23 protein-coding genes are annotated in these 26,556 nt (G+C 63.7%); 5 read left to right on the top strand and 18 right to left on the bottom strand.

Translation table 11 applies throughout. The features are described 5' to 3' along the window. Window positions 1-107: 107 nt before the first annotated feature. Entirely contained in the window at window positions 108-356 is a 249-nt protein-coding gene (locus tag RCP80_RS24160) for a hypothetical protein (RefSeq protein ID WP_308480096.1), read from the bottom strand. A 118-nt stretch (window positions 357-474) separates the two neighbouring features. Then, window positions 475-1,299: a fatty-acid O-methyltransferase Mtf2 gene (mtf2, locus tag RCP80_RS24165; RefSeq protein WP_308480097.1), complete on the bottom strand. Its 825-nt coding sequence runs from the start codon at window positions 1,297-1,299 to the stop codon at window positions 475-477. Between the two features lie 163 nt (window positions 1,300-1,462). Between mtf2 and RCP80_RS24170 the strand changes: the two genes are divergently transcribed. Then, window positions 1,463-2,716, top strand: a complete 1,254-nt coding sequence (locus tag RCP80_RS24170) for a glycosyltransferase (protein WP_308480098.1) — start codon at window positions 1,463-1,465, stop codon at window positions 2,714-2,716. A 24-nt stretch (window positions 2,717-2,740) separates the two neighbouring features. Here the strand turns inward: RCP80_RS24170 and RCP80_RS24175 are convergent, their stop codons facing one another. The 11 genes from RCP80_RS24175 to RCP80_RS24225 all read right to left on the bottom strand — a co-directional run bounded on the left by RCP80_RS24175 (window position 2,741) and on the right by RCP80_RS24225 (window position 14,656). Then, entirely contained in the window at window positions 2,741-3,451 is a 711-nt protein-coding gene (locus RCP80_RS24175; RefSeq protein ID WP_373693556.1) for a class I SAM-dependent methyltransferase, read from the bottom strand. Between the two features lie 142 nt (window positions 3,452-3,593). After that, window positions 3,594-4,379, bottom strand: a complete 786-nt coding sequence (locus RCP80_RS24180; protein WP_373693405.1) for a class I SAM-dependent methyltransferase — start codon at window positions 4,377-4,379, stop codon at window positions 3,594-3,596. Between the two features lie 109 nt (window positions 4,380-4,488). Then, on the bottom strand, window positions 4,489-5,274 hold the full coding sequence (locus RCP80_RS24185) for a class I SAM-dependent methyltransferase (RefSeq protein ID WP_308480101.1): 786 nt from the start codon (window positions 5,272-5,274) through the stop codon (window positions 4,489-4,491). Window position 5,275: 1 nt separating this feature from the next. Continuing rightward, complete coding sequence (locus RCP80_RS24190; RefSeq protein ID WP_373693406.1) at window positions 5,276-6,277, bottom strand: class I SAM-dependent methyltransferase; 1,002 nt, start codon at window positions 6,275-6,277, stop codon at window positions 5,276-5,278. A gap of 67 nt (window positions 6,278-6,344) precedes the next feature. Further along, complete coding sequence (locus tag RCP80_RS24195; protein WP_308480102.1) at window positions 6,345-7,613, bottom strand: glycosyltransferase; 1,269 nt, start codon at window positions 7,611-7,613, stop codon at window positions 6,345-6,347. Window positions 7,614-7,676: 63 nt separating this feature from the next. Beyond that, entirely contained in the window at window positions 7,677-8,477 is an 801-nt protein-coding gene (locus RCP80_RS24200) for a TylF/MycF/NovP-related O-methyltransferase (protein ID WP_308480103.1), read from the bottom strand. 253 nt (window positions 8,478-8,730) lie between these two features. Beyond that, window positions 8,731-9,465, bottom strand: coding sequence for a class I SAM-dependent methyltransferase (locus RCP80_RS24205; RefSeq protein WP_308483005.1), 735 nt, complete (start codon window positions 9,463-9,465; stop codon window positions 8,731-8,733). Between the two features lie 254 nt (window positions 9,466-9,719). Then, complete coding sequence (locus tag RCP80_RS24210) at window positions 9,720-10,805, bottom strand: acyltransferase family protein (protein ID WP_308480105.1); 1,086 nt, start codon at window positions 10,803-10,805, stop codon at window positions 9,720-9,722. A gap of 187 nt (window positions 10,806-10,992) precedes the next feature. Next, on the bottom strand, window positions 10,993-11,901 hold the full coding sequence (locus RCP80_RS24215; RefSeq protein WP_308483006.1) for a sulfotransferase family protein: 909 nt from the start codon (window positions 11,899-11,901) through the stop codon (window positions 10,993-10,995). Window positions 11,902-12,214: 313 nt separating this feature from the next. Then, the gene (locus RCP80_RS24220; protein ID WP_308480106.1) at window positions 12,215-13,273 is read right to left on the bottom strand and encodes an NAD-dependent epimerase/dehydratase family protein; all 1,059 of its coding nucleotides are present in this window, start codon (window positions 13,271-13,273) and stop codon (window positions 12,215-12,217) included. A 114-nt stretch (window positions 13,274-13,387) separates the two neighbouring features. Next, the gene (locus RCP80_RS24225) at window positions 13,388-14,656 is read right to left on the bottom strand and encodes a glycosyltransferase (protein ID WP_308480107.1); all 1,269 of its coding nucleotides are present in this window, start codon (window positions 14,654-14,656) and stop codon (window positions 13,388-13,390) included. Window positions 14,657-15,121: 465 nt separating this feature from the next. Here RCP80_RS24225 and rfbA point away from each other — a divergent pair, with 465 nt between their 5' ends. Both rfbA and RCP80_RS24235 read left to right on the top strand, forming a co-directional pair. Then, entirely contained in the window at window positions 15,122-15,988 is an 867-nt protein-coding gene (rfbA, locus tag RCP80_RS24230) for a glucose-1-phosphate thymidylyltransferase RfbA (protein WP_308480108.1), read from the top strand. Between the two features lie 205 nt (window positions 15,989-16,193). After that, window positions 16,194-16,532 (top strand): hemophore-related protein, encoded by a 339-nt coding sequence (locus RCP80_RS24235; protein WP_308480109.1) that lies wholly within the window; start codon window positions 16,194-16,196, stop codon window positions 16,530-16,532. Window positions 16,533-16,665: 133 nt separating this feature from the next. Here the strand turns inward: RCP80_RS24235 and RCP80_RS24240 are convergent, their stop codons facing one another. The 3 genes from RCP80_RS24240 to RCP80_RS24250 are packed head-to-tail and all read right to left on the bottom strand — an operon-like array spanning window position 16,666 to window position 22,905. Beyond that, window positions 16,666-19,593, bottom strand: coding sequence for an MMPL/RND family transporter (locus RCP80_RS24240; protein WP_308480110.1), 2,928 nt, complete (start codon window positions 19,591-19,593; stop codon window positions 16,666-16,668). Between the two features lie 10 nt (window positions 19,594-19,603). Next, complete coding sequence (locus RCP80_RS24245; RefSeq protein WP_308480111.1) at window positions 19,604-22,489, bottom strand: MMPL/RND family transporter; 2,886 nt, start codon at window positions 22,487-22,489, stop codon at window positions 19,604-19,606. Beyond that, window positions 22,486-22,905 (bottom strand): MmpS family transport accessory protein, encoded by a 420-nt coding sequence (locus RCP80_RS24250; RefSeq protein WP_308480112.1) that lies wholly within the window; start codon window positions 22,903-22,905, stop codon window positions 22,486-22,488. The genes RCP80_RS24245 and RCP80_RS24250 overlap by 4 nt, the downstream gene beginning before the upstream one ends. Before the next feature lie 417 nt (window positions 22,906-23,322). Between RCP80_RS24250 and RCP80_RS24255 the strand changes: the two genes are divergently transcribed. After that, window positions 23,323-24,159, top strand: coding sequence for a class I SAM-dependent methyltransferase (locus RCP80_RS24255; protein ID WP_308480113.1), 837 nt, complete (start codon window positions 23,323-23,325; stop codon window positions 24,157-24,159). A gap of 23 nt (window positions 24,160-24,182) precedes the next feature. On the opposite strand, the gene RCP80_RS24260 is transcribed toward RCP80_RS24255, so the two are convergent. Then, window positions 24,183-25,481, bottom strand: coding sequence for a cytochrome P450 (locus RCP80_RS24260; RefSeq protein WP_308480114.1), 1,299 nt, complete (start codon window positions 25,479-25,481; stop codon window positions 24,183-24,185). A gap of 52 nt (window positions 25,482-25,533) precedes the next feature. Continuing rightward, the gene (locus RCP80_RS24265; protein ID WP_308480115.1) at window positions 25,534-25,728 is read right to left on the bottom strand and encodes a ferredoxin; all 195 of its coding nucleotides are present in this window, start codon (window positions 25,726-25,728) and stop codon (window positions 25,534-25,536) included. Between the two features lie 126 nt (window positions 25,729-25,854). Between RCP80_RS24265 and RCP80_RS24270 the strand changes: the two genes are divergently transcribed. Then, complete coding sequence (locus RCP80_RS24270; RefSeq protein WP_308480116.1) at window positions 25,855-26,451, top strand: TetR/AcrR family transcriptional regulator; 597 nt, start codon at window positions 25,855-25,857, stop codon at window positions 26,449-26,451. Window positions 26,452-26,556 lie beyond the last annotated feature (105 nt).

The following is a 26,556-nucleotide window of genomic DNA, read 5'->3' on the forward strand; positions in this document are numbered from 1 at the left end:
AAGATTCGGTGCCGGCGCGGACGCATCACGACGCCACTGATCGGGTGGAAATGCAGCACGGGGCACGGAGCCGAAGAGGTAGCCGGGTCGGCGCGGAGCAGAGAAACTTACTGGCCGAGGTCGGTATCGGAGCGTTCCGGTGCTTCCTGCAACGGCGAAGACCCCCTGGGCAGGATCATGACGAACACCGGGACCCGAAGCGTGACGCCGCCGGCGATCGGTGATCGGATGGCGAAGGAAACCACCTCAAGCTCGAGGCGGCGGCCTCGCTGCGTCTCCATTTCGAGTCGGCCCGGCAACTGCTTGGGAGCCTTGAGCCAATCCAGGCCACGTTCGATCGACTCGGCGAGATTCATATCGTCGACTATACCCACCGCAAATGTCGGCCATCGGTATGGATTTGTGACGGAAACAACGGGCCCGCTGTTCTTTGCATTGCACTGCAAGCTATTTCGGCGCTACCCGGGATCGACGTCACTCCTTGACGAAGCTGTACATCCGATATTCCGAGGACCCGTCGCTGCCCAGGTCGTCGTAGGCCCGTTGCGCCGGTGCGAAATCCCGCACCACCCGACGCAAGGGCCGGGGCGTGACGCGATCGATCACGTTCTGCCATTGCTGCAGGGTGGTTGCCATCCCGCGTCTGACCTCGGTGTTGATCACTCGCTGCGTGCACAACCGTAGCGGCGCCGCCGCCAGCGCGGCCTCCCAGCCGGCGATGGCATGGGCTGCGCGGGCATCGGTGTAGAGGAAGTGTCCGCCGGGCGCCAGCACCCGCGCAACCTCTTCGAGGAATCGGGGAAACCGCGGGTATAGATGGGATGACTCGACATTGAGGACGGCATCAAAGGATTGGTCGCCGAACGGCAGATCCTCCGCATCGCCCTGGACGAAATCCAGGCCGGCCACGTCATGCGTCTTCCGGCAGTACTCGATACCGACCGGATTCACATCCAGGCCGGTATAGGAACTCGGTTGCAACGCGCGCGCAAGATAGGCGGCTCCGCCGCCGTGGCCACAACCGACCTCGAGGACGCGCTTGCCTCGCAGGTCGGCCTGGGTGGCGGTGCTGTGATAGAGCTGGATGGCATAGCGGTTCGGTTCATCGACCTCCGCCAGTGGCACCGACATCGGCGGATCTTCCTCGTAGCCGTAGTTGAGGAACACCACCTCCTCGGCGTCATCGGCGTCGAGCCTGCGAGTTGTATAGCGATAGATGAACTTTTGCGCAGATTGGGTGAACTTCGCGTTCAACTTCGCCCGAATACGAGGCTCCCGCCCCGGACTTCTGAGAGCCATCTCCGGAGTATGTCAGAGACTGGGCGTCTCGTAGCCGATTTCATCGGCGTAAAGCGCACCCGCTGGGAGCTTGTGATATCGATATGACACGGCGGCGGCACGGACAGCCGTGCCACGATCGGCGGTGCCGGCAAGCGAGCGACGATGAAAGGTCCAGACCTGTATGAAGTTTGCGCTGGCTTGTTACGGAACCCGCGGCGATGTCGAGCCGTCGGTGAGTATCGGCCGCGAACTGCAGCGTCGAGGACACGACGTCCGCTTGGCGGTGCCGCCGGACCTGGTCGAGTTCGCCGAGGCGGCCGGGCTGGTCGCGGTCCCCTACGGCCCCGAGCTGCCGCGATTCCTGCAGGAGGAATTCCTTCGGAATTTCTGGACGCAGCTGCTGCGAAACCCGCTCGGCTCACTGCGGGAATTGTGGCGGCCGATCGTCGAGTACTGGGGTGAGACCAGCACGACCCTCGCCTCCCTGGCGGCCGGCGCCGACCTGCTGTCGACCGGCCTGAACTACGAACAGCCCGCGGCCAACGTCGCCGAGCATTACGACATCCCCCTGGCCACCCTGCACCATTTCCCGATGCGACCCAACGGCCGCCTGGTGCCCATGCTGCCGTCGGTGCTGGTGCGCTCCGCGGGGACGATCTCGGAGTGGATGCTGTGGCGCATGACCAAAGAGGTCGAGGACGCGCAGCGGCTCGAACTCGGGCTACCGAAGGCCACTGCCCCTTCCCCGCGCCGAATTGCCGCCCGCGAGTCACTGGAAATCCAGGCCTACGACGCGGTTTCAGTCCCCGGACTGGCAGCGGAATGGTCCACTTGGGGCGACCGGCGTCCCTTCGTCGGAGCGTTGACGATGGGATTGGCCACCGAGACCGACGCGGAGGTCACGTCCTGGATCGCCGATGGGACGCCTCCGATATGCTTCGCGACTGGCAGCATTCCGGTCGCGTCCCCGGCCGAGACAGTCGAGATGATCAGTGCCGCATGCGCGCAACTGGGCGAGCGCGCATTGGTCTGCGGTGGCGGGACCGACTTCAGCGGCGTGGGGCATTCCGCCCACGTCAAGGTGGTGGGCACCGTGAACTATGCGACAGTATTCCCCGCGTGCCGAGCGATCGTGCATCACGGAGGCTCCGGCACCACGGCCGCGAGCCTGCGCGCCGGCGTTCCCACCCTGATCCTGTGGAGTTCCGCAGACCAGCCCTACTGGGGAAATCAGCTGAAACGGCTGAAGGTAGGGGCTTCCCGACGTCTCTCCAGCACTTCCGAAAAATCGTTGACCGCCGACCTGCGCCGCATCCTCACGCCGGAACATGCAAGTCGGGCCCGTGCGGTCGCCACCATGATGACCGAACCCAGCCAAAGCGTCACCAAGGCCGCGGACCTCTTCGAAGGTGCGGTGCGCCGGCGGGCGCGTTGAGTCGGCCGTCGACGGGCGCCGGTCTCAGCCGGCCGGCTTGAGGAGCAATCCCTGGCCCGTCGGCAGGGCGCAGATCACCACACCCAACTCTGCGGCCACCTCGTCCATGGCCATCCGTTGCTCATCGCGACCGCGTTGGGTGTAGTCGTCGAGGAGCACGACGGCGCCGGGCACCAACCGCGGCCAGAAATGACGCAGCGCCGCGACTTCGGGTGGTGCACAGTTCATGTCGATATGGAGGAAGGCAATGGTGTCCGTGTCGACCTCAGTCAAGGTCTCGGGGACCGTGCCCGCGATGATCCGCTGATTGCGCCACTGCGCGAAATTGGCCCGCACACTGTCGGCGGAGTTCGCGTAGATGCCGAAGTCCAGTGCCGCCTTGCTCTTGGTCAGCGCCCCGGCCTCACGTTCCTCGGCAGTGACGAACCGGGCATCCATCCCGTCGAAGGTGTCCATCAGGTAGAAGGTCTTACCCAGACGGTCCCAATCGAGATACTGCATCACGGCACTGCTCAGGAAACCGTGGCTGACGCCGCACTCGACGAAGTCACCCTTGAGGTGGCTGGCCGTGGCCGCCGCCCATAGGCCGACGTGAACCCGCCATTCCCAGTGGTAGAAGTCCTTGCCGCCCAAGGCCTGCACGCCACGCTGGTAGGCGCCCTTGAAGGCCGGGTCGTCCATGAACGCATGGCTGTTGAAGCAGATCAACGCGTCGTTCGAATAGACACTGGGCAGCACCGTGCGAGGGATCCAATACGCGGTGCGCAAAGCGAACCAAGCAAGACGGAACTTGACTGACCACGTTTGCGCCACCCGGTCACGATACCCTGCTGGTCTATGGATATCGTTGGCGTCCTGGAACTTCCGGCGCCCAGCCTCAGTTCGGTGGCTTGATCAGCAAACCCTGACCGGTGGGCAACGCACATATCGACACGCCCAATTCGCGCGCAACGTCATCCATGGCAACGCGTTGCTCATCCCGGCCCCGGTTCGCATAATCGTCGAGGAGGACGAATGCGCCGGGGGTAAGTCGCGGCCAAAAATGGCGCAGAGCGGCCACTTCGGGTGGAGCGCAATTCATGTCGATATGTAGGTACGCCACCGATTCCGCGTCGACCTGGTCCAAGGTCTCCGGTACCGCGCCGACGATGATGCGCTGATTGGTCCATTGTGCGAAGTTCGCCCGCACGCTGTCGACGGAATCGACATACATTCCGTTGCGCACGAGTTCGTCGCTCTTTGCGAGGGCTCCCGACTCGCGTTCACTATCGGTGATGAAGCGGGGGTCGATTCCCGAGAAGGTGTCGAGCAGGTAGAACGTCTTGCCCAATCGATCCCAATCGAGGTATTCCATGATGGCGCTGCTCAAAAAGCCGTAGCTGACTCCGCATTCGACGAACTCGCCCTTGAGGTGGCTTGCGCTCGACGCGGCCCACAAACCGACATGCACGCGCCACTGCCATTGATACCAATCTTCGTCGCCGAGCGCGCGGGCGCCTCGCTGGTAGGCGCGCTGAAAGTCCGGGTCGTCCACGAAGGAGTGGCTGTTGAAACAGATCAGCGCGTCGTTCGAGTACACATTGGGTAGCAGTTTGCGTGCGACCCAGTACTCGGCACGGATGGCGCGCAACCAAAGGCGGGTGCGTCCAGAAATTTTGCTCACTACAGCGGCCACCTTAATGTTCGACTTCTACAGCCTGCAGGGAAGTTGTACCTGCGCGCCGAATACCCTACCCACGAGGCGTATTCAGCCAGCTGCCCGTTTCGGACCGTCATGCCGGCTTGACCAGCAGTCCCTGACCCGTGGGCAGCGCGCATATCGGAACGTTCAGTTCGATCGCCAGTTCGTCCATCGCCCGGCGCTGCTCGTCGAAGCCTCGATAAGCGTAATCGTCCAGGAGGACAAAGGCACCGGGAGTGAGCCGCGGCCAGAAGTGCCGTAACGCAGCGACTTCAGGTGGTGCGCAGTTCATGTCGATGTGGAGGAACGCGACCGCGTCAGAGTCGACCTGATCAAGCGTTTCTGGAACCGCACCGACGATGATGCGGTGGTTGCGCCACTGCGCGAAATTCGCCCGAACACTGTCGACCCCGCTGACATAGGTCCCGTGTTGCAGACTGCGCTCACTCTTTTTCACCGCCCCCGCGTCGCGCTCACCGTCGGTGATGAATCGAGGATCGATACCCGCGAACGTGTCCAGCAGGAAGAACGTCTTTCCGAGTTCGTCCCAATCGAGATGCTCCATCACGGCGCTGCTCAAGAAACCGAAGTTGACACCGCACTCCACGAAATCGCCCTCTAGACGGCTCGCACTTTTGGCCGCCCACAAGCCGACGTGCACGCGCCAATGCCACTGGTACCAGTCGAGGTCGCCCACTGCGCGCGCGCCGCGCTGGTAGGCCCTTTGGAATTCCGGATCGTCCAGGAACGCATGGCTGTTGAAGCAAATCAGGCCATCGTTGGCGTACACCTTCGGCAGCAACTTTCGCGCCAGCCAATACTGGCCGCGTACCACCTTGACCGCCAGACGCGCACTAGCCGACAGTTCGTTGGCCATCTCATGCCGCCCGTAACACGAAGGCGGTCTGGTCACCACGGCCCTCTCGATTGAGCCGTTCCGACCGCCGTTCCCAACGCCACATCTGCTTGGGTCCGAAGATCCGCAGCAATTCGACGAAACTCTTGATCTCGGGTAGCGCAATGTCACGCCGGTAGGCTTCGCTCCCGAAGAACTGCGAGGAGTTCGAATCATCCCAGGTGTCCACCACCTGCAGCCCCACCGCCTCCGCCGCCAACGCCATTCCGCGCCTCGAGGGCACCAGGGTATGCCGGGGCGCGTCGATCAGGCACCAGTGCGCTCCGTAGACCGACCATGCTTCCGACGAGGTAGTCGGCAGTCGAACCAGGCAGATCCCGTCGGGCGCCAACCTCTCGCGCGCGGCCTGGAGGGTCGCGACCGGATCCGGAACATGCTCCAGCGAATGGTTGAACATGATGAGGTCGAACTCACCCTCGACCTCGCCCATGAATCGCTTAGTGATCGGCACGCCGGATGGCGTCCGGGTGTCAGCCTCGATGAAAGGGTCCGCGCCGGCGAGGTCGGTGAACCCCACTCTGGCCAACCGCTCGAGCAGCCCGCCGCCGCCGCAGCCGACATCCAAGACTCGCGCCTGGCGACCCACGTTCAACAGCCCCAGCATTCGGACGACGTCGCCGCTGGCATCGCGAGTCCCGACCAGCGAACGGATTCCCGGGGGCAGCGCCGCGATTATCCGGCCGATGAACTTCCCGCCGGTCCCTAATGAAAAGCGATCCTGCTGCATCGTGAGCCAGGGGAACACGCCCGCTTCCACGGGAGCATTGTAGGAATAGTATTTGCGGGGATAGTGCCGGGCGAGTTCTTCGCCTTCGAGCACGGTCAATATCTGCAACGTATCGCAGCCCACGCACACGTAATACTCGAACAGCTCGCGGGTTCCGTAATACATCTCTTTGACCGAGATGACCAGGTGTGGGCCAGTCGATCCGCAGGCCCGGCAGCTTTCGTCGACTTCGTTCATTTTCCCTCCCAGTCAATGTTCGTTGTCCAGCTCGTTGACCCCGCACCGACCAGGACGTGCATCAGCGTCAGGCCGGCCGCCTCGAGTCGGCGAACTTCTCCACCACGTCGGCGGCGTTGATCACGCTGTCCGCTGGTTTGGACATGGCGGTCGCGAGTTCGCGGGCGCGGCCGGCGTAGCCCGGTGCCAGGATGCGGCGAAGGTCGGCCACCAGATTGTCGCGGTTGGATTTCGAAAAGCGCCGGGTGGTACCCACTTTCAGGCGCTTGATCTGGCCGCCCCAGAGCGCTTGATTCGCATCCATCGACAGGATCAGCGTCGGAACTCCGGCGCGCAGGCTCGCGGCGGTCGTACCCGAGCCGCCGTGATGGACCACCGCGCGGCATGTCGGGAAGACCGCCGCATAGTTCACCGCGCCCACCACCTTGACGTGGTCGGGGAGGTCGACCTGGCTGAAGTCGCTCCACCCGGCGCATACCAGCGCGCGCTCCCCCAACTGCGCACACGCCGAGCCGATCATTGCCACCGTCTCCGCTGGCGATTCGACCGGCATGCTGCCGAAGCCGAAGCAGATCGGCGGTGTCCCGGCGGCGATCCACGACAACACCTCGTCATCGGATTCGGTCGCCAATTCCATGGTCAAGGTGCCGACGAAGGGTCGCTTGTCCCGCCATCGGGACCACTCGGCCGCCAGGCCAGGGAATGCCGCATCGTCGTAGGCCTGAACTTCCAGCGATCCGCGGTCGGCGATGCGTCGCGAGGTGGGTCCGGTGGCCCTCGGCAGGCCGAGTTCCCGCCGCTGGGCATCCTCGACCTTCTTGTTCAACCGCCAACCCAGCCAGTCGAACACCGTCATCGCTGTTCGACCCAGCGGCGACGGCAACAGCGTGACAAGCTGACCATTGGGCCGCATCGGGATGTGGTGCACAGTCACCAACGGGATGTCGTGGTACTCGGCCACATTGGCGGCCGGCTCCTGATAGCTCTGCCCCGCGATCAACACGTCGGCGTCCTCGGTCGCCGCCGTCAGCGTGGTGTTCATCTGGGCCCAGGATTCGTCGCTACGAGCCCACATCTCGCGCCACAATCCGCGGATCTCCCGGACTTTCCAGAACCGGTGCAGGACGAACGTCCAGAAGCTGCGGTAGACGTCCAGCCACGTCTTGGTATCCAGCCCATAGGCGACCGCTTCCAAGCCTGCCGACTCGGTGAAATCGACCAGGTCCGGCGGGACGGCCATCACCACGGAGTGTCCTCTGCGCTGCAGTTCCCGGCCGACAAAGACGGAAGGCTCGATATCGCCTCGGGTTCCGTAACTGGCCAACACAAACTTCATCGCGGATCGCGCCCTCTCACGTGTCGCGGCGCCAGCCGTGCTGCGTCAGTATGCGAAGACTGGTCATTCCTTGCGCCAGAGCACTCCGGTGCCGTCGATCTCGACGATCTCGGCAGAGATCCCATGCGTGGCGCGGAAATCCGTCACGGCCTGCCGACACCCATCGATGGCGTGGTAGTCATCGATGATGCAGAACCCGCCCGGGGACAACCGCGAATAAAGACCATCCAGGCCTTGGATCGTGGATTCGTAGAGATCGCCGTCGAGTCGCAGCACCGCAATGCGTTCGATCGGAGCGTCGCCCAGGGTGTCTTTGAACCAACCCGGCAGGAATCGAACCTGGTCGTCCAGCAATCCGTAGCGCTCAAAGTTGGCCCTGACGTCCTTCTCCGAGACCGCCAGGATCGGCGCGGCCAGATGAAGCCGGTCGCCCTTGTCCGCCTTGTAGTTTGCCGCATCAGGCGGCGGCACACCGGCGAAGGAATCCGCGAGCCAGACACATCGCGTCTGATCCCCGTACGCCGACAGGACGGCGCGCATCAGGATCGACGCTCCGCCGCGCCACACGCCGCATTCGACCAGATCACCGGGGACGTCCTCGGTCAGCACCGTCTCCACGCACTGTTGCAGGCTGGTGAGCCGCGTCATCCCGATCATGGTGAGGGCATCCGCCGGCCAGTCCAGACCCAAGTCGCGCTTGCGCTGATCGAACGGGCGCTTGCGCACCAACATGAAGTTGCCGATCTTGAAGACGGGTCGGTGCAACCAGTCCCATCCCACAGGTACCAGCTCATCGTTTCCGTACCTGGTCAAATCCTGCCGAAGCAGGTCTAGATAGGCAGATCGGCTATCACGATCAGTCACGGTCAAAAAACTGCCCCAATCTCCATACCGGCAAACCGGGATAAGCCTAGCCCCCCATCGACACGTTGGTGCGCAATCGGGTTCGCCTTCAGCCGTTGGGGCCGAGGGCTTTTGGTGTCTTGTCGGTCGATTTCAAACGCCACGCTGAGTTTTGGGCGAAGTTGCACCGGACGTCTGTAGACGCGGCTCCGAGGCAAAAAGGAATCTTGCGCCGATGCTGGCAAAGAAATGCTCACACCTGGCGGCCCTCCCGCTAGCGGAACACGGCGCGCGGCAGATGCTTCGATTCCGCCGCCCGGTGGACCACCACCACCGAGTCGAAAACCTCGATCCTGTCGATGATCGTCGTGGCGAACGGCACCCGGACCTCCTTGACCCGTTTCTGGTGGCCTTCCATGAGTTGGTACACCGAACTCATCTGCTGGTAGTGGGCGTGCATGGCGTCCATCAGCCACTTGGTGAAGTCGACGAATGATTCGCGCTGGTCACGGTAGAGCGTCCAGTAATTGGCGCAGACGTCTTCGACGATGTAGACCCCTCCCGGCTTGAGGCGGGGGAACAAATACTGGAACGAGGCGATCATCTGCTTGTTCGTGTGTCCACCGTCATCGAGCACGGTGTCGAACGGGCCGAACTCCTCGAGCACGCTGCTCAAGAAACTGGTGTCGGTTTGATCGCCAACCCGCACGTGGATGTCGTTTTGCGGGTCGTCGTACTGCGCGACCTTCGGGCTGATGTCGAGCCCGACGATGGTCGCGTCCGGAAGGTATTCCCGCCACATCCGCAGCGAGCCGCCCCGGTCCACGCCGATCTCGAGCATCCGTTCGGTGCGGGTCAGCACCGATTGGTAGATGGGGAAATAGTGGCGCAGCTTATGGACGTTCTCGGTGGTCTCGAACACCCGCCCGATGGCGGTGTCGCCGGGCGCGCTGTCGTCTGACCGCATCGGCACCTGTCGCGCCAGGTCGGGCCCCAGAGCGTCGAGCATGCGCTGCCGGTCTTTGTAGGCGTAACGCCGGGTAACGAACGGAGGCTTCGGCTGCAACGCCAGTCGGAATGTGCGCACCGTCACGAAACCCTGTGCCGGTCAACGCAAATAGGCTCTTTGGGAGCTCTGCAAAACGCCATGCGGATCAGCTTACTCGCCATACTTGGCAACGCCGTCAAATTTTGCCGTGAGCTGACGCGACGTCGTCAAACAGCTCGAGGTTCCGCTCCGGGGACACGTTCCCAGCAGGTCGCTCAGCCGGACGCAGCCGGGCCCACCCCGGCTTGGGCCCTCGGATCGGTGTGCTTCGGCTTGACGCGGGACTTCAACGCCAACGCTCGCTTTTCCACCAGGAACCAGCTCGCTGCGGCCAACGGCAGGGTGGCCGCCACCGAGATCACGAAGAACAGGAACGGGTTCATGCTCGCAAGCCCCGCGACTGCCAGCAGCTGCTGCACCGGGAAGGCGTAGATGTACATGCCGTAGGACACGTCCGTCCTGATGTTCAGGCGCTTCTGCTTGAGCAGCACGCCCGAGACAACCACCGCGTACGCCAGCGGCAGCCCGGCGACAATCCGGTAGTCCGGCAGCGCGCCGGCCGCCACCACGATGGCGACGCAGACTGCGACGAGCGACCATCGCGCGGGAATGACATCACGCCAGTGGTAGAGCACCGCGCCTGCGGCGAACATGATCGCGCAGCGCATGGCGAGCTGGGGAATGGTCCATACCCCGGGGAACGTCAGCGGCGGCAACATCGCCGCCCCGATTGTCGCCAGCACCAAGATCACCGGCGACACCCAGCGGAACTTCGCCAGCCCCGCGATGCCGAGGCCGACGACCGCGAGATAGCACATCAGCTCCCAGATCAGCGACCACAGCGACGCATTCCAGATGCCCGCGAAGGGGATGTCCGCCGGCGTGCCGCCGACATCGAAGTGGAGGTGGATCACCCCCAGGTTCTTCAGCACATACTCGATCGGGGCGCTGGACATCAGTAGCCGCATGGGTGAGCCACCCTGGATGGCCACGCTCACCGGGGCAATCACGAACGCCGTGACGAACAGGCAAATGTAGAAGCCGGGCAGAATCCGCAGCGCGCGAGCCGCGAGGTACGAACGGACATTCGGGTTACGCAACCAGCTCGCAGTGATCAGGAAACCCGACAGCGCGAAAAACCCGTCGACGCCCACGGAGAACAACAACTGCAGAACGACCGGCGACGATACGGCATGACCAGTGACCGGAAACGAGTGGAACAAGATCACTTCCGTCGCAAGCACCAGACGAAGCGCGTTCAACGCATTGTTGCGCGGATCGAACGCAATCCCGAGCTTCATCCGCCTCCTCAGTTCCCGGTCAGCCGCGCAATCGTATCCCCAGATTGGCTACAGCCGTAGAACTTTCACCCCTGTGGGGCGGCAGATCATCAGCTGAAGTTCGCCGACAATCGCGATATTCTTCAGTGCCTCAGGTCAGAGCCTGATACGAGTTGCCGATCACGTTTGCTGAAATTGCACGGATCGGTCAGGCCCAGGTCCCCTTGCGCCCGTGCGCAATCGCGACCCCTTCGTACAGCGGCTTCATGAATTTGCGGGAGAACCGGTACAGCAGGTTGAACTGACCACGGAAGTCGTCGAGCGCCGTCCGGAAGCCTGCTTCGCCGGCTTGGAACGCCGTGAACACCCGGTCCAGCTCGGATTCGTCCCAGGATTCGTCGCGCGCGGCCGCCCGCAGCACCTCATAGGAAACGGTCAGCCAGTCCGTCCCGAATGGTTCGGCGATGGGACCGGAATCGCGTTGCCGTCGAAGCCCCGGCTCGATGAACTCGTCAACCGCGCTCTTGTCTCCGGTGTCGAGCTCGATCGGAAGGATGGCGGAAATTCGCTTCAGTTCCCGACGCCAATCCTCGAGCAAGTTGCCGTAGTCGACGAATACTCTTGGCAGACCGCGCGTCTCCCGCTCGGCCAGCAGATTGTATTTGAGCCACAGGGAGCTCGCGAGCTGCGGTGTGGCCTTCATGAACTTCGACAGTGAGGCGCTGACCTCTTGGGGTTCACGTACCGCCAACACGGCGGCAATGTCGTAACCGGTCATACGGGCCGCATCGAACCACGCCTTACACAACACTGAGATGTGTAGGACCTTGATCACCACCAGGGGCGCGTCCGGCAGTGTCCGCAGGTAGGCCGCGATGTCGGCGGTGAAGGCCGCCTGCTCGGCGTCGCTGACCGCACCTTCGGCCTGCAGCCGAAGCGTGGGATCGAAATAGCTACTGCCATGTCGGTAGAGGAACTTCTCGTTGAGGTGCAGCGCGGCCCGCGGCTCCCAGTACCCGCGCGGATTGTTCGCGTCCGCACCGAGCATGCCAGGCGGAAGCGTCGCGCCGCTCAATGACAGCACCCGGGTAAGCGCGGAGGTGCCCGAGCGCCCCATTCCCAAGACAAATACGATGACGGGCCGCTGTTGCGTTCCGGTCCCGCCGCCGGCGCTCACGAACAACATCCCCGGGTCGGGGTCAATCCCTCAGGCTGCCTAACAGATTCGGTCATCAGAACCTCCGGTCGGGCCATCCTTGCTTTACAAGTTTGGTCCACTGAGTCAACAGTGACCGCTTGTCCCGACGTTAGCTGTGGGTAGACGTCGTCCGCAAGAGGCAAGCGACATAATTGCCATTGTGTGTACCGCTTTTGGGACACCCTATCCGGCGGGGAGACTCGGGATCGACCGGCCCACCGGCCATTTCGATCTACCGCTCGGCAATCCATTCCAACAGGGCCGGAAGACCGTCCTCGAGTGACCACTTCGGACCCCAGTCCAGGCAGTCCCGCGCTGGTTGCAGGTCGCAACTCGCGGCACGGACATCGCCGTCGCGGAATTTCGTAACCACGATCGGTTCTGGTGCCGCGCAGATGGCCGCGACTTTACGCGCCAACTCGTGGATGGTCGTGGCGTCGCCGGAACCGATATCGAGGCAACGTCGTCCGCTGGCAGGGGTACGTATCGCGGCGTACAGCGCTTCCACAACATCGTCGATGAAGACGAAGTCGCGCACAATTCGGCCGTCCTCATAGACCTCCAGGGCCTGCTGTTCGCGCGCCAGTCGGGCGAACAGGGTGACGATCCCGGTGTACGAGTTGGTCAACGACTGCCCCGGACCGTAGACGTTCTGCAGGCGCAGCACACTCAGGTTGGTGTCGTGGGCGGCCGCCCAGGAGGCCAGGAGATGCTCCTGAGCGAGTTTCGTCGCGGCATAGATGTTGGTGGGACGCGGCTCCGTCTGGCCAGCGCGGCTCGGGACCGGGACCGCGGGTTCGCCGTTGGCGCCCTGCGGATCCCAGTTACCGGCCGCCAGCTGGGCATGGCTGCGGGGTCCCGGGTAGAAGGTGCCCGTGGCACTGCGCCATGCGCCTTCACCGTAGACCGCGCGCGACGACGCCAGTACCAGTTGCCGAGGCACCAAGCCGGCGCGACTCAGCGCATCGAGAAGCTGGGTGGTACCGACTACATTGACCGACCCATGGCGCGTCGCCTCGGACAGCGATTGCGCGGTACCTGTTTCCGCGGCCAGATGAACCACCTGTGCGGGCTTGAACAACCGCAGCACCGCGTCCCAGTCGGGGGCGTGCGTAACATCTCCGGTGAACAGCCGCACCGACTCCGGCAGGTTGATGTCACCGTCTCCGGCGTGGACCTGCGGGTGCAAGACGTCCATCACGGCGACCCGGTAACCCGATTGGACCAGACGCAACGAGAGCGCCGATCCGATGAAGCCGGCGCCACCGGTGATGAGTACGGATTCAGACAAGGGTCGACGCCTCCTGTGCGGCTGCAGAGTCAGTAGGTGACCGACTGATGGCCACGTGTGCGGCCCAGGCCATGGTATCGACGTTGCCGGAAGCGGGCACAACGATGTCCCCGATCACGTCCAACGCCGCACACTCGCCAACTCTTCGATCAAATCGGCGGCTTTGTCGATGCTCTGCGCCGGGTCGGTCATCTGGGCGGCGACCGCGCGCGCACCGACGGTGTATTGCGGAGCGAGGATGCGGCGCAGGTCGGCCACCAAGGTATCCCGGGTGGTGGTCGAAAACCGGCGCGCCGTACCTGCTTTCAGCCGGTTGAGCTGCGCTCCCCACAGCGGCTGGTCACCGGCGGTCCAGAGCGCGAGCGTCGGGACGCCCGCCCGGAGACTGGCCGCCATCGTGCCCGACCCGCCGTGGTGGACCACCGCGCGGCACTGCGGGAAGATGGCGGCGTAGTTCACCACCCCCGCGACATACACGTTGTCGAACTGCGGCAGTTCGGTCAGGCCCGTCCCCCCGGCACAGACCAGCGCTCGCTCGCCCAGTTCAGCGCAGGCCGAGCTGATCATCGCGACGGTCTCGCCGGGAGATCCGATCGGGATGCTGCCGAACCCGAAGCAGATTGGCGGCGAACCCGCGCCGATCCACGACGCGACTTCCGCATCGGCCGCGGCCGCCAACTGCATGGTCAAGGTGCCGACAAAGGGCCGCCGAACCGCACTCTCCGCCCATTCGTCGGCGAGACCAGGGAAGCACACGGCGTCGTAGGCCTGGATCTCCAATGCGTCGCGGCCGGCCATGCGCCGCGGCGCCGGAGCGGCCGCGCTTGGGAGCCCCAGTTCATGCCGTTGCGCGTCCTCCGCCTGCCGCGTCAGCCGCCACCCCAGCCAGTCGTAAACCTCCATGCCCGTACGCACGACCGCGGGCGGCACCCGGGGAACGAGCCTGCCGTTGGGGCGCCATGGAAAGGTGTGCAGCGCCACCAGTGGGATGTCGTAATACTCAGCGACATTGGCGGCCGGCTGCTCGTAACCGACCCCAGTGGACAACAGGTCGGCCCCATCGGCAAGCCTGACCAGCGTCCCGTTCATCTCGGCCCAGTGCTGCTTGACGCTGCCCAACGCCTCACGGGACAGCTCGACCAAATCCTGGACCCGCCAGAACCGGCGGGTCCAGCGCGTCCACCCGTCGCGGTAGGCGTCGAGTTGCGGTTCTATCTCGGCGCCGTAGGCCATCGCAGCGAGGCCCGCCTCGTCGGCAAAGCCGACCAAATCAGGCGGAACGGCCATCGTCACCTGGTGGCCTCGGCGCTGCAGTTCGCGCCCGACCGCCACCGACGGTTCAATGTCACCACGGGTCCCGTACGTCGCCATTGCGAACCTCATGAAGGTTCCGCCCTCCCGAAATATCCGAGCATTTGCAGGCCACCGTGAGTGCTTCCCGCATTATGACCGATTTCTCGCGCGTCCGACAGACTCCCCCCTTGCGCACACCGCACGATGTGCGAATTGCGAAACATTCAGGCAGCTAACGTCATTAGACCCCGGTATGCGTCGCTACGTACGCATAAACCACGGGGCAGGAAAGTCTGGCAATGCGTCGCTAATGCGCCTACGGGCATTGTGGTGCAGCAATATTCGTTTCGAACTGGTGGGCGCTCGCGCAGTCGAACCGGTGCGGCCCCGCAGTTCGGCAGTATTTGCGTGCCCGGCAGCACAATTTGTCGGCATTCCCTGCGTTGCACGATAGGGTGGAATACGTGCTTCACCACGATGACGTAGCCCAGCCAGGTGGCCTCCTGTCCGCGACCCATCGCTGCGGCGAATCCTTCCGCGTCGGATAGGCAAGATATGCGCGGCATCATTCTCGCCGGCGGGTCGGGCACCCGACTGCACCCGATCACGACGGGTGTCTCCAAGCAGCTACTCCCGGTGTACGACAAGCCCCTGATCTACTACCCGCTGTCGACGCTGATCATGGCCGGCATCCGGGACATCCTGGTGATCACGACACCGACTGACGCGCCGGCTTTCGAACGCCTGCTCGGCGACGGTTCAGCCTTCGGGGTCAACCTGCGTTACGCCGTCCAACCGGAACCTGAGGGGCTGGCGCAGGCGTTCCTCATCGGCGCCGAACACATCGGCAATGACACCGTAGCGCTGGCGTTGGGCGACAACATCTTCTACGGGCCGGGCTTGGGTACCAGCCTCAGTCGTTTCCAAAACGTCATCGGTGGCGCGATTTTCGCTTATTGGGTCGCCAACCCCTCGGCGTACGGCGTGGTGGAGTTCGGTCCCGACGGGACCGCCTTGTCCCTGGAGGAGAAACCGGAGACGCCCAAATCTCAGTACGCCGTACCGGGCTTGTACTTCTACGACAACGACGTCATCGAGATCGCCCGATCACTCCGGAAATCGGCCCGCGGCGAGTACGAGATCACCGAGGTCAACCAGACCTACCTGAACAGCGGCCGACTCTCCGTCGAAGTGTTGGCCCGCGGAACGGCGTGGCTGGACACGGGCACCTTCGACTCCCTGCTCGATGCCAGCGACTTCGTCCGCACCATCGAGCGTCGGCAGGGACTGAAGGTGAGTGCGCCCGAAGAAATCGCCTGGCGCGCTGGGTTCATCGATGATGCCCAGTTGGAAGCACGAGCCCGTGGCCTGCTGAAATCCGGCTACGGGAGTTACCTGCTGCAACTCTTGGAACGGAAGTAGTCGCCGTGTTCTCGTGGCCCACTCGACCGCCCCAAGCGGCTGACTTCGTTGTAACACAACGGAATCGCCGACAGATAGGGAAGGTAGGCCTCGATGCATGTTTGAGGCCGAGACGTTGGTGGTAGTTCAACCGATATCGGGTATCGACGTCCAGGCATTCAGCTGGACCAATAGTTCAAGCAATCAGTGAGAAGGATGGGACCACATGATCAAACCGTCGTTGACCAAATTGGCCGTCGCCGCGAGCGGTCTGGCCTTGTCCCTGTCGGCTGGGGCGGGGTTCGCGTCCGCTGATCCCACCTACGGCCCGATGGTGGACACGACCTGCAGTTTCGATCAGGCGATGACGGCCGTGCGCACCGAGAACCCGATGGCAGCGCGGTATCTCGACCAATCGCCACCCAACGTGCAATTCCTGCGCGTCTACCTCGGGTCGCCGCGCGATGAGCGGATCAACCTGCTCAACCAGATCAAGGACAACCCCGGCGCCAATCAGGCGCTACCGGTGTTCCAGCAGATGTTGACCAGTTGCACCAAGTACTGAGCTGAGCGTGGCGCTTCGGCGCTGCCGCAATAGGAGAGTCCCCAGTGGTCGCCCATCGTGGCAACCGCTGGGGACTTTTTGCTGGCCCGCGACGCCCGGCCGGACGTGGCCGCACACCGGCTATCCGGACTTGCTATTCGGGCCGTCGGATCGGCCCGGTATCGGCGGTGGCGTCGTCGGCAGTGCCGCCCCGTGCGCCATCCCCCAGCAGCAGCGCGCGCACCAACGGACGCGGTCCATAGGGCTGCAGTAGCGCACTCGCGGGGCGGGGACGTACCCGTTGTGGCCACCAGAACCACCGTCCGAGCAACGCCGCGATCGACGGCGTCAAGAACGCCCGCACGATCAGGGTGTCGAAAAGCAGTCCAACGCAAATGGTGGTGCCGATCTGGCCGATGATCCGCAGGTCGCTGACGACCATGGCCGCCATTGTGAACGCAAACACCAGGCCCGCGATCGTCACGACCTTTCCGGTGCCCCCCATCGCCCGGATGATGCCGGTGTTCAGGCCCGCACCCAGCTCTTCCTTCATGCGGGACACCAACATCAGGTTGTAGTCAGACCCGACCGCCAACAGGATGATCACCGACATTGCCAAAACCATCCAGTGCAGGTGGATGCCCAGGATGTACTGCCAGATCAGCACGGACAAGCCAAACGATGCACCCAGCGACAAGACGACCGTGCCGACGATCACGAGTGCCGCGATCGGACTTCGGGTGACGATCAGCATGATCAGGAAAACCAAACAGACCGCGGCTATCCCCGCGATCCACAGGTCCCAGGTGGAGCCGTCGTGCCAGTCCTTCGCCGTCGCCGCAGCGCCGGCGAGATAGATCTTGCCGTTTACCAGTGGCGTCCCCTTGAGGGCCTCCTGCGCAATCGACATGATCTTGTTGGTCCGAGCGATGCCCTCCGACGAGGCGGGGTCCCCGGTATGAGAAATGATGAACCGCGCGGACTTTCCGTCCGGCGACAGGAAGAAGTCCATCGCGCGCTGGAATTCTGGGTTCTCGAACACCTCGGGAGGCAGGAAGAACGAGTCGTCGCTCTGGGCCGCGTCGAACGCGCGTCCCATGACACTGGCGTCCTCGGCCGCATCGTCCACCTGGCCGAGCAGGCCGGACATGGTGCTGTGCATGGTGAGCGACATCGTCCGCATCGACTTCATGCTCTCGATCATTTCCGGCAACTGCGCCAGCATCTGCGGCATGAGCGCGTCCATCTTGTCCATCTCGTCGGTGAGCAACGCGATCTCGTCGTTCATCCGATCGACTTTGTCGATGGCGTCGAACAGCGAACGAATCGACCAACAGATGGGGATGTTGTAGCAGTGCGGTTCCCAGTAGAAATAGTTGCGGATGGGCCGTAGGAAGTCGTCGAAGAGGGCGACTCGGCCTCTCAATTCGTCTGTGATGTCCCGTAATTCATGCATGTTGCCGACCATGCTGTGGGTGGTGGCGGCCATTTCCCGCATCACCCGGTGCATGTCCTCCATGGTCCGGATCATGGTCGACATGTCGTCGGCCTGCTGCAACATGTCGTTGATGCGGGCCTTCTGGAAGTGGTTGACCTGCCCCTGGGTGGCCGACTGCAGGCTGAGCAGGAACGGTATCGATGTCCGTTCCATCGGGGTGCCCTCGGGACGCGTGATCCCCTGCACGCGAGAGACGCCGCGCACCTGGAAGATCGCCTTGGCCAACCTGTTCAACACCAGGAAATCGGTGGGGTTGCGGAGGTCGCGGTCGGTTTCCAGCATGAGAATCTCGGGGGTCAACCGGGCCTGCGCGAAATGCCGGTCGGCGGCCTCGAAGCCCGCGTTCGCCGGGATGTCGCCGGGGATGTAATGCCGGTCGTTGTAGCTGGTTTGGTACCCCGGTAGCGCGAGAAGGCCGACCAGCACGAGCGCCAGGGAGGCGACCATGATGGGAACCGGCCAACGGACGATCGCCGTACCTATTCCCCGCCACCGGTGGACGTTCAACGTGCGCTTGGGTTCCAACAACCCGAATCTGCTGGCCACCGCGATACCGGCCGGCACCAATGTCACCGCGACGGCCACCGCGGAGGCCATGCCGACCGCGCAGGGAACGCCCATCGTGTGGAAGTACGGCAGTCGGGTGAAGCTCAGGCAGAGCATCGCCCCCGCGATCGTCAAACCAGACGCCAACACCACCGGGGCAACACCGCGGTACATGCTGTAATAGGCCGTTTCCGGGTCCTCTCCGGCCTGCCGCATTTCTTGATAACGGCCGAAAAAGAAGATGCCGTAGTCGGTTCCGGCCGCGATCGCAAGGAACACCAACATGTTGACGGCAAATGTCGAAAGCTCGACGACGCCGTTGTGTCCCAGAAACGCCACCACCGCCCGGGCCGCACCCAATTCCAGGCCGACCATCACCAACAGCAGGATCACGGTCATGATCGACCGATAAACCAGCAGCAGCATCACGAAGATGACCACCGCGGTGACCACGGTGATCTTCAAAATCGACCGGTTGCCGCTGTGCTGCATATCCGAAACCAGCGGCGCCGCACCGGTCACGTACACGTCTATTCCCGGGGGAGGTGGACGCTGATGGACGATATCGCGGACGGCGGCCACCGACTTATCACCCTGCGCGGTGCCTTGATCGCCTACCAGATTGAGCTGAACGTAGGTCGCCATGCCGTCGGGGCTCTGCACACTCGATGAAGTGAGCCGGTCCCCCCATAGATCCTGGACATTGGCGACATAGCCTGGGGCAGAGCGTAACTCGGCGACCAGCTCCGAGTAGTAGGTACGCGCCTCCTCGCCGAGCGGTTGCGCCCCCTCCAGCACGATCATCGCGAAGCTGTCCGAATCGGACTCCTGGAACACCTGGCCCATCCGGGCCATCGCCTTGGCCGACGGCGCGTCCTGGGGCATCAGCGAGACGGAGTTCTCTTCCCCCACGGTCTCCAGCAAGGGAGCTGACAGGGTCAGGACGAGGATGAGGGCCAGCCAGCCCACGATGACCAGCGGCGCGAACCGGCGAATGAACCGCGGTGCGAACGGCGGGCGGGAGTCCTTGGTAGTCATACGGCTTTCGCTAGTCCCTCAGCAGGAGAGACCGCACCAGCGGACGTGGCCCTACCGACCGCAGCATCGAACTCGCGGGGCGCGGGCGCACCTTCTGCGGCCACCAGAACCAGCGGCCCAGCAGCGCGGCAATGGACGGCGTCATGAAGGCGCGCACCACCATGGTGTCGAACAACAGACCGAGACCGATCGTGGTGCCGACCTGACCGAGCATCAGCAGGTCGCCGACGATCATCGAGGCCATCGTGGCGGCAAAGACCAGACCCGCGATCGTCACAACCCGGCCGGTACCGCCCATCGCCCGGATGATGCCGGTGTTCAGGCCAGCGCCGATCTCCTCCTTCATCCGCGAGACCAACATCAGGTTGTAATCCGAGCCGACCGCCAAGAGCACGATGACGGACATCGCCAGGACCACCCAGTGCAGTTGGATGCCGAGAAGGTGCTGCCACACCAGCACCGAGAGTCCGAACGATGCGCCGAGCGAGAGCACCACCGTGCCGACGATGACGAGGGCGGCAATAACGCTCCGCGTCATCAAAATCATGATCATGAAAATGAGGCAGATTGCCGCGACCGCCGCGATCAGCAGGTCCCATACCGAGGCATCGACGAGGTCTTTGACGCCGGCCGCTGAGCCCGCGAGAGCTATCCGCGAACTTTCCAGCGGGGTCCCCTTGAGCGCCTCCTCGGCGGCAATTCGTATCGGGTCCACCCGAGACATTCCCTCGGGCGTCGCAGGATCACCGGCCTGGGTGATGATCATGCGTGCGGCCTTGCCGTCCGGCGACAGGAAGATATCCATGACGCGCTTGAAGTCCTCGGTTTCCAGGACCTCCGGCGGCAAGTAGAACGAATCGTCGTTGTTGGAGGCGTTGAACGCCTTGCCCATGGCGGTGGCGTTATCGCTGGAATCGTCCATCTGATCGAAGATGCCGGACATGGTGCTGTACATCGTCAGCATCATCGTGCGCGTCGACTCCATGGTCGAGATCATCTGCGGGAATTGGAGCAGCAACTGCGGCATGATGGTCGCCAAATGGTCCAAATCCTTGACCATATGCGTCATTTTCTCGCTGATCTCGTCCACACCGTCGAGCGCGTCAAATATGGATCTGAAAGACGAGCAGACGGGAATGTTGTAGCAATGCGGTTCCCAGTAGAAATAGTTGCGAACCGGCCGGAAGAAATCGTCGAAATTCGAGATATGGTCCCGTAACTCCTCGGTGGTGTCCTGGAGTTCGTGGGTGTGCCCGACCATACGCTGAGTGGTTTGCACCATTTCCGTCATCAAAGCGTGCATACGCTGCATCAATGCGATGGTGTTTGTCATCTCATCGGCCTGCTTCAGCATGTCGGCCATTCGGGCCTTCTGAAAGGGCAAGCTCAACCGCTGGCTTGCATTCGACATGCTGATCATGAATGGGATCGTCGTGTGTTCGAGCTGGGTTCCTTCGGGCCTGGTCACCGACTGCACATTCGCAACCCCGGGGACCGCGAACACCGATTTGGCGAGCCGATTCAAGACAAGGAGATCGGCAGGATTCCGCATGTCGCGATTCGCCTCGATCAACAACACGTCCGGGGTGGCCATGACGGCAGGCGGGAAATGTCGAGCCGCGGCCTGATATCCCTTACTCGCGGGAATGTCGTCGGGAATGAACTCCTGATCGCTGTAGCTCGGGTTGTATCCGGGCAACGTCAAGATTCCGACAAATGCGACAGCCAGGCTGGCTACCAGAATCGGACCGGGCCACCGGACCACCGCGGTGCCGATTCGGCGCCACCGACGTGTCATGACATGACGCTTCGGGTCGAACAGGCCAAAGCGGCTGCCCAGGGCGATCGTCGCCGGCACCAAGGTCAGCGCCACGATCACCGCCACCCCGATGCCCAGGGCGCCGGGTATCCCCAGCGGCTGGAAGTGGGGTAGCCGGGTGAAGCTGAGGCAGGCGATCGCGCCGGCGATCGTCAGACCGGAGGCCAGGACCACCTTGGCGACGCCGCGGAAGGAGGTGTAGTAAGCGGATTCGCGGTCCTCGCCGGCTTGTCGCGCCTCTTGATATCGCCCGAAGAAAAACACGCCGTAGTCCGTTCCCGCGGCGATCCCCACGGATACCAACAGGTTCACCACATACGTGGTGAGTCCGACCACGCCGTGCAAGCCCAGGAACGCGACCAACCCTCGCGCCACCTGCAGTTCTATCAGGACCGCAAATAGCAGGACGATCACCAGGACGGGCGAACGGTAGAAGAACAGCAGCATCAAGAAGATCACCCCGACGGTGACCAACGTGATGAGAATTACCGTGCTGGTGCCACTGTCACCGGCGTCGGCGGCCAGTGCCGCCGGCCCGGTGAGAAACGTCTCGACCCCGGCCGGCGCCGGCGTGCGGTCGATGATGTCGTGGACCGCGCGCACCGCCTCATTCGCTTCGGCCTGTCCGAAGCGCCCGGTCAGATTTATCTGTACGAAGGCAGCTTTGCCGTCGGCACTCTGCGCGGCACCGGCGGTGAGTGGGTCGCCCCAGAAATCGCGGATGTGCTGCACATACTCCGGCGCGTCGCGCAATTGTCGGATGACGTCGTCGTAGTAGCGGTGCGCTTCGTCGCCGAGGGGTTCCTGACCCTCCAGGACGAGTACCACCACACTCTCGGAATTTGGCTCCTCGAAGACCTCGCCCATGCGCGCCATTGCGTTGATGGCGGGCGCATCGGTGGGAATCAGCGAGACCGCGACTTCTCGTTCGACCACCTCGAGCGGGGGGACGAAGACCGTCATGACGACGGCGATTCCCAACCACGCCAAGATGACCAGCGGCGCAAAACGGCGCAGGAAGGTGGCCACCCGCGGTCGCCGTTGGACCTGCTGCGTGTCGGTGGCTCCGTTACTCATGCTGCCTGCAGGACACAAGAGGTAAAGGCATTAACTTGGCTTGAAACCTTCTCCTCTTTAACCTCGTCGTCTACGGTGATTCGGCAACCGATATTGTTACTGTCGCCTTGGGCCATGATGCTTCCGATTGCGGTGGTTTGGGTGATCTCGAATTGCAGCGACCACGGCAGGCTGATGCCCTCGATGAACTGCGGATCCGTATTGACGTCGAAATAGCTGATATTGGCCACGGTTCCGGGCGCCCCGAAGACCTCGTAGGTCATTCTCTTGGGGTTGTAGGTGACGGCCTCATTGCGCTCTGCGGCGGCGTAGGTGGGCGGTATTTCCGAGCCGAAAATGCCGTGCAGTCGTGAGACGGTGAACCCTCCGGCGCTGAACACCACGACCGCGAGTAGCGGTATCCACAGCCGCTTCAATAGCCGCAAAATCGTAGATCTCCTCCGTCAATCGCCACACTCGGCACCACGATGTGCCATGCCCACATATTGCGTGGCCCCCCGGGGGCGCAACCTAGTCTTGGAAGAGTAAACCATGCGAAAGGACCGCATCTGAGCGCGCGCCCACCCCACCAACTCGGGCAAAGCCGGACCTCGCGCGGCTAAAGCTCCATGCCTGCAACAAATCCCAAATGTGCCCCCGCTGGCGAATATTCTAAGGATACCCAGCACATTCAGCCGAGGGCCGTAACACCCGGGGCGCCAGGCCATTTCCGATGGCCGACGGACCTGCAACGACGGCCGCGGACCGATCGGGACGGCGGGACCGGCGGCCCCCACCACAGGCCACCAGCTCCCGTTCGGAGCGTCGCCGGCACCGAGGGTACCTTTGATCAGGTGAATCACCCCGACGGCGACCGCGCCGACGCGAGCACCCTGTCCGGGGTCTCGGAAACGGCACTGCTGACGCTCTACGGGAGGGCACATCAGGCCGGCCACCGGGACGCGATCCTCGAGGATCCGATGGCCATCAGGCTGGTGGAGTCAATCGACTTCGATTTCGAGAAGTTCGGCCGCAAGGGCCAAGAGATGGCGTTGCGGTCCCTGGCGTTCGACCGCGCCGCCGCCGAATACCTCTCGGCCCACCCGTCCGCGACGGTGGTGGCGTTGGCCGAGGGCCTGCAGACCAGCTTCTGGCGTCTGAGCAGCGCACTGCCAGAACTCGAATTCAGCTGGCTCACCATTGATTTCCCACCGATCATTGAGTTGCGGCAACGCTTGCTGCCATCGTCGCCGCGGATCCACACGCTCGCGCAGTCGGCGCTGGACTACTCCTGGATGGATCAGGTGGACACCAGCAACGGTGTGTTCATCACCGCGGAGGGTCTGCTGATGTATCTGCAGCCCGAGGAGTCCATGGGCCTGATCACCGAGTGCGCCCGCCGGTTCCCGGGCGGCCAGATGATCTTCGACCTGCCGCCGGTGCTGGTGAAGAAGTTCGCGCCGAAGGGCGTGCGCTCGTCGCGCCGCTACCGGGTTCCGCCCATGCCATTCAGCCTCAAGCCCGCCGAGTTGGCGGACCTGGCCAACACCGTGCCGGGCATCCGCGCCGTGCATGACCTGCCGATGCCGCGCGGCCGCGGCTGGCTGTTCGACAAACTGTTTCCGGCCTTCTGGCAGTGGCCGCCCACCAAGCAGTACCGCGGCGCCTACACGCTGCTGGAGTTCGGCTGATCAAGCTCGGTCCCGGCAAATGACTACCGCACGGATGCCGGCGTGAACTCGATGTGTAGTGCCGACAGACCCCGCAGCAGGAAGGTGGGGTCATACCCGTAGCGCCGGTTGTCAGCGGGGCCGTGGAAGGCTTCGTCAATCCTGATCTCCCGCATGCGTTCCAGCATCCGTCGGACCGTGATTTGCCCCTCGACCCGCGCCAACGGCGCCCCGGCGCAGGTGTGGATGCCGCGACCAAAAGCAATGTGTTCGCGCACATTCTTGCGCTCTGGCCGGAACTCGTGCGGATCCTCGAACTTGCGCGGGTCGCGATTCGCGGCCCCCAGGCACAGCATCACGATGGTGCCGGCCGGCAGGTGCACTCCCCCCAGCGTGGTGGTCTTGCGGACCAGCCGAAAGTCGACCTTGGTCGGCGAGTGCATCCGCAACGACTCTTCGATGAATGTCGGTATTTGGTCGGGGTGCTCGCGCAGCCGCTGCTGAAACTCCGGGCGATCGCCGAGCACCTGGACTGCCGCGCTGAGCAGTTTGGTGACGGTCTCCTGTCCCGCGGCGAACAAGAACGTGGCGGGCTTGACCAGCTCGATGAGCTCCGGTGTCGAGCCGTCGGGGTAGACCGCCGCGGCCATTCCCGACAACACATCGCCGCGTGGTTCGCGACGTCGTTCAGCCAGATATCCGGCGAACTTGTCATCCAGGTATTGCAGCGGGTCGAGGCCCACCGGTTCCCCGTCGAGGGCGCCGACCCGGGTGCCGCCCGGTTGCTCGGCGCCGAGCGCCGCCAGAAACTCGGGCCGATCGTCCTCGGGCACGCCGAGGAGGTCGATGATCGCCGAAGTGGCGAACGGCTTTGCGTATTCGGACAGGAATTCGCATTTCCCGTCTCCGCCATCGGGATCCATGATCTGGTCGAGTTGGCTGTCGACCAGTTGCCACATGTACTCCTCGTTCTCCTTGAGGCGCCGCGGCGTCAACAGCTTGTTCAGCAGCGACCTGGCCCGTTCGTGGGCGGGCGGGTCCATCACGACCATGTGCTCGTGGATCGGAAACAGGTGCCGGTGCGCCTCGATCTGCGCCGAGATGTCGTCGCCCTCGGGTTCGAACGGCAACGGCGGGAACGGCCCACCGATCGCATTCACCGCCGAGAACGATTCGTGATCCTTGAAGGCCGTCATGACCTCCTGATAGCCGGTCACCGCGACGACACCGTAGTGCGGCTCCCGAAAGACCGGTCCCTGGTCACGCAGGTGGTCCCAATACGCGTACGGGTCCTGGCTGATGTCCGGGTCGGAGAAGTAATCGACTGCGGCGAGGTCGGTCATAACGGGCCGTCCTTTCGGTCGTGATGCGGGGCTGGGCTGATCGGTTGCTGGGCTAGGGGTCTTCGGTGATGGTGATCGCTCCCCGGGGGCACACGTCCACGGCCGCGCGCACCACCGCGTGCAGGTCGCTCGCGGGACGCTCGACGCAGGTCGCGAGGTCGTCGTCGGCAAGGGTGAATACGGCCGGCGCGGTTTCCACGCAGAGGCCGTGGCCCTCGCACAGTCGTGGATCGACGTGCACCCTCATGTATCCGCCCCGGTCATGCCGCCTCCGTCGAGTCATACTGATCGATCGATCAAACTGTTAGAATGCGCCATGCCTATCACGGGGTGCGTCAGACGGTCAAGCAATCCAGCGACAGCAGCCGGCTAGATGGCAAGCCCCCGCAAGACCCCGCCCGCCGACACCGGCGCACGGAGCCGACTGATCGAGGCGACCGCACAGATCATGCGCGACGAGGGCTACGCCGCCGCGACCTCCCGGCGGGTGGCCACGGAGGCCGGCGTCAAGCAGGCGTTGGTCTACTACTACTTCCCGACGATGGATGACCTGTTCGTCGAGGTGCTCCGCACCGGGGCGGAGGTGTCGCTGGCGAATATGCGCGCCGCACTCACCGACAACGACCCGATCCGCACGCTGTGGCTGATCAACAGCGACCTCCGAATGACTGGCCTGAACACGGAGTTCATGGCGCTGGCCAACCACCGCAAGGCGATTCGCGCCGAGCTCAAGGCATACGCGGAGCGGGTCCGGGACATCGAGACCGCGGCGGTCACGGTGGCGATGCGCGCCAGCGGGGTCGACCTGCAGAAATACCCGCCGGTGGCGGTCTCGATGATCATCGCCCAGGTGGCCCGCAGCCTGTGCAATGAGAGTGCGGTCGGGGTCACGCTGGGCCATGACGAGTTGCGCGCGTTCATGAAGCGCCAACTCGATCTCCTGGCCGCGCCGCCACCCGCGGGCACGTGAACCGCCGGCGCCTGGCTCTCGGCCCGGATGGTTGACAGCCGCGCCGCATCAGTGTCACGCTCCTGATCGATCGACCAGTTCCGGTCGATCGAGCCATCACGCCGG

Source organism: Mycolicibacterium sp. MU0053 (genome assembly GCF_963378095.1).
GTDB lineage: Bacteria > Actinomycetota > Actinomycetes > Mycobacteriales > Mycobacteriaceae > Mycobacterium > Mycobacterium burgundiense.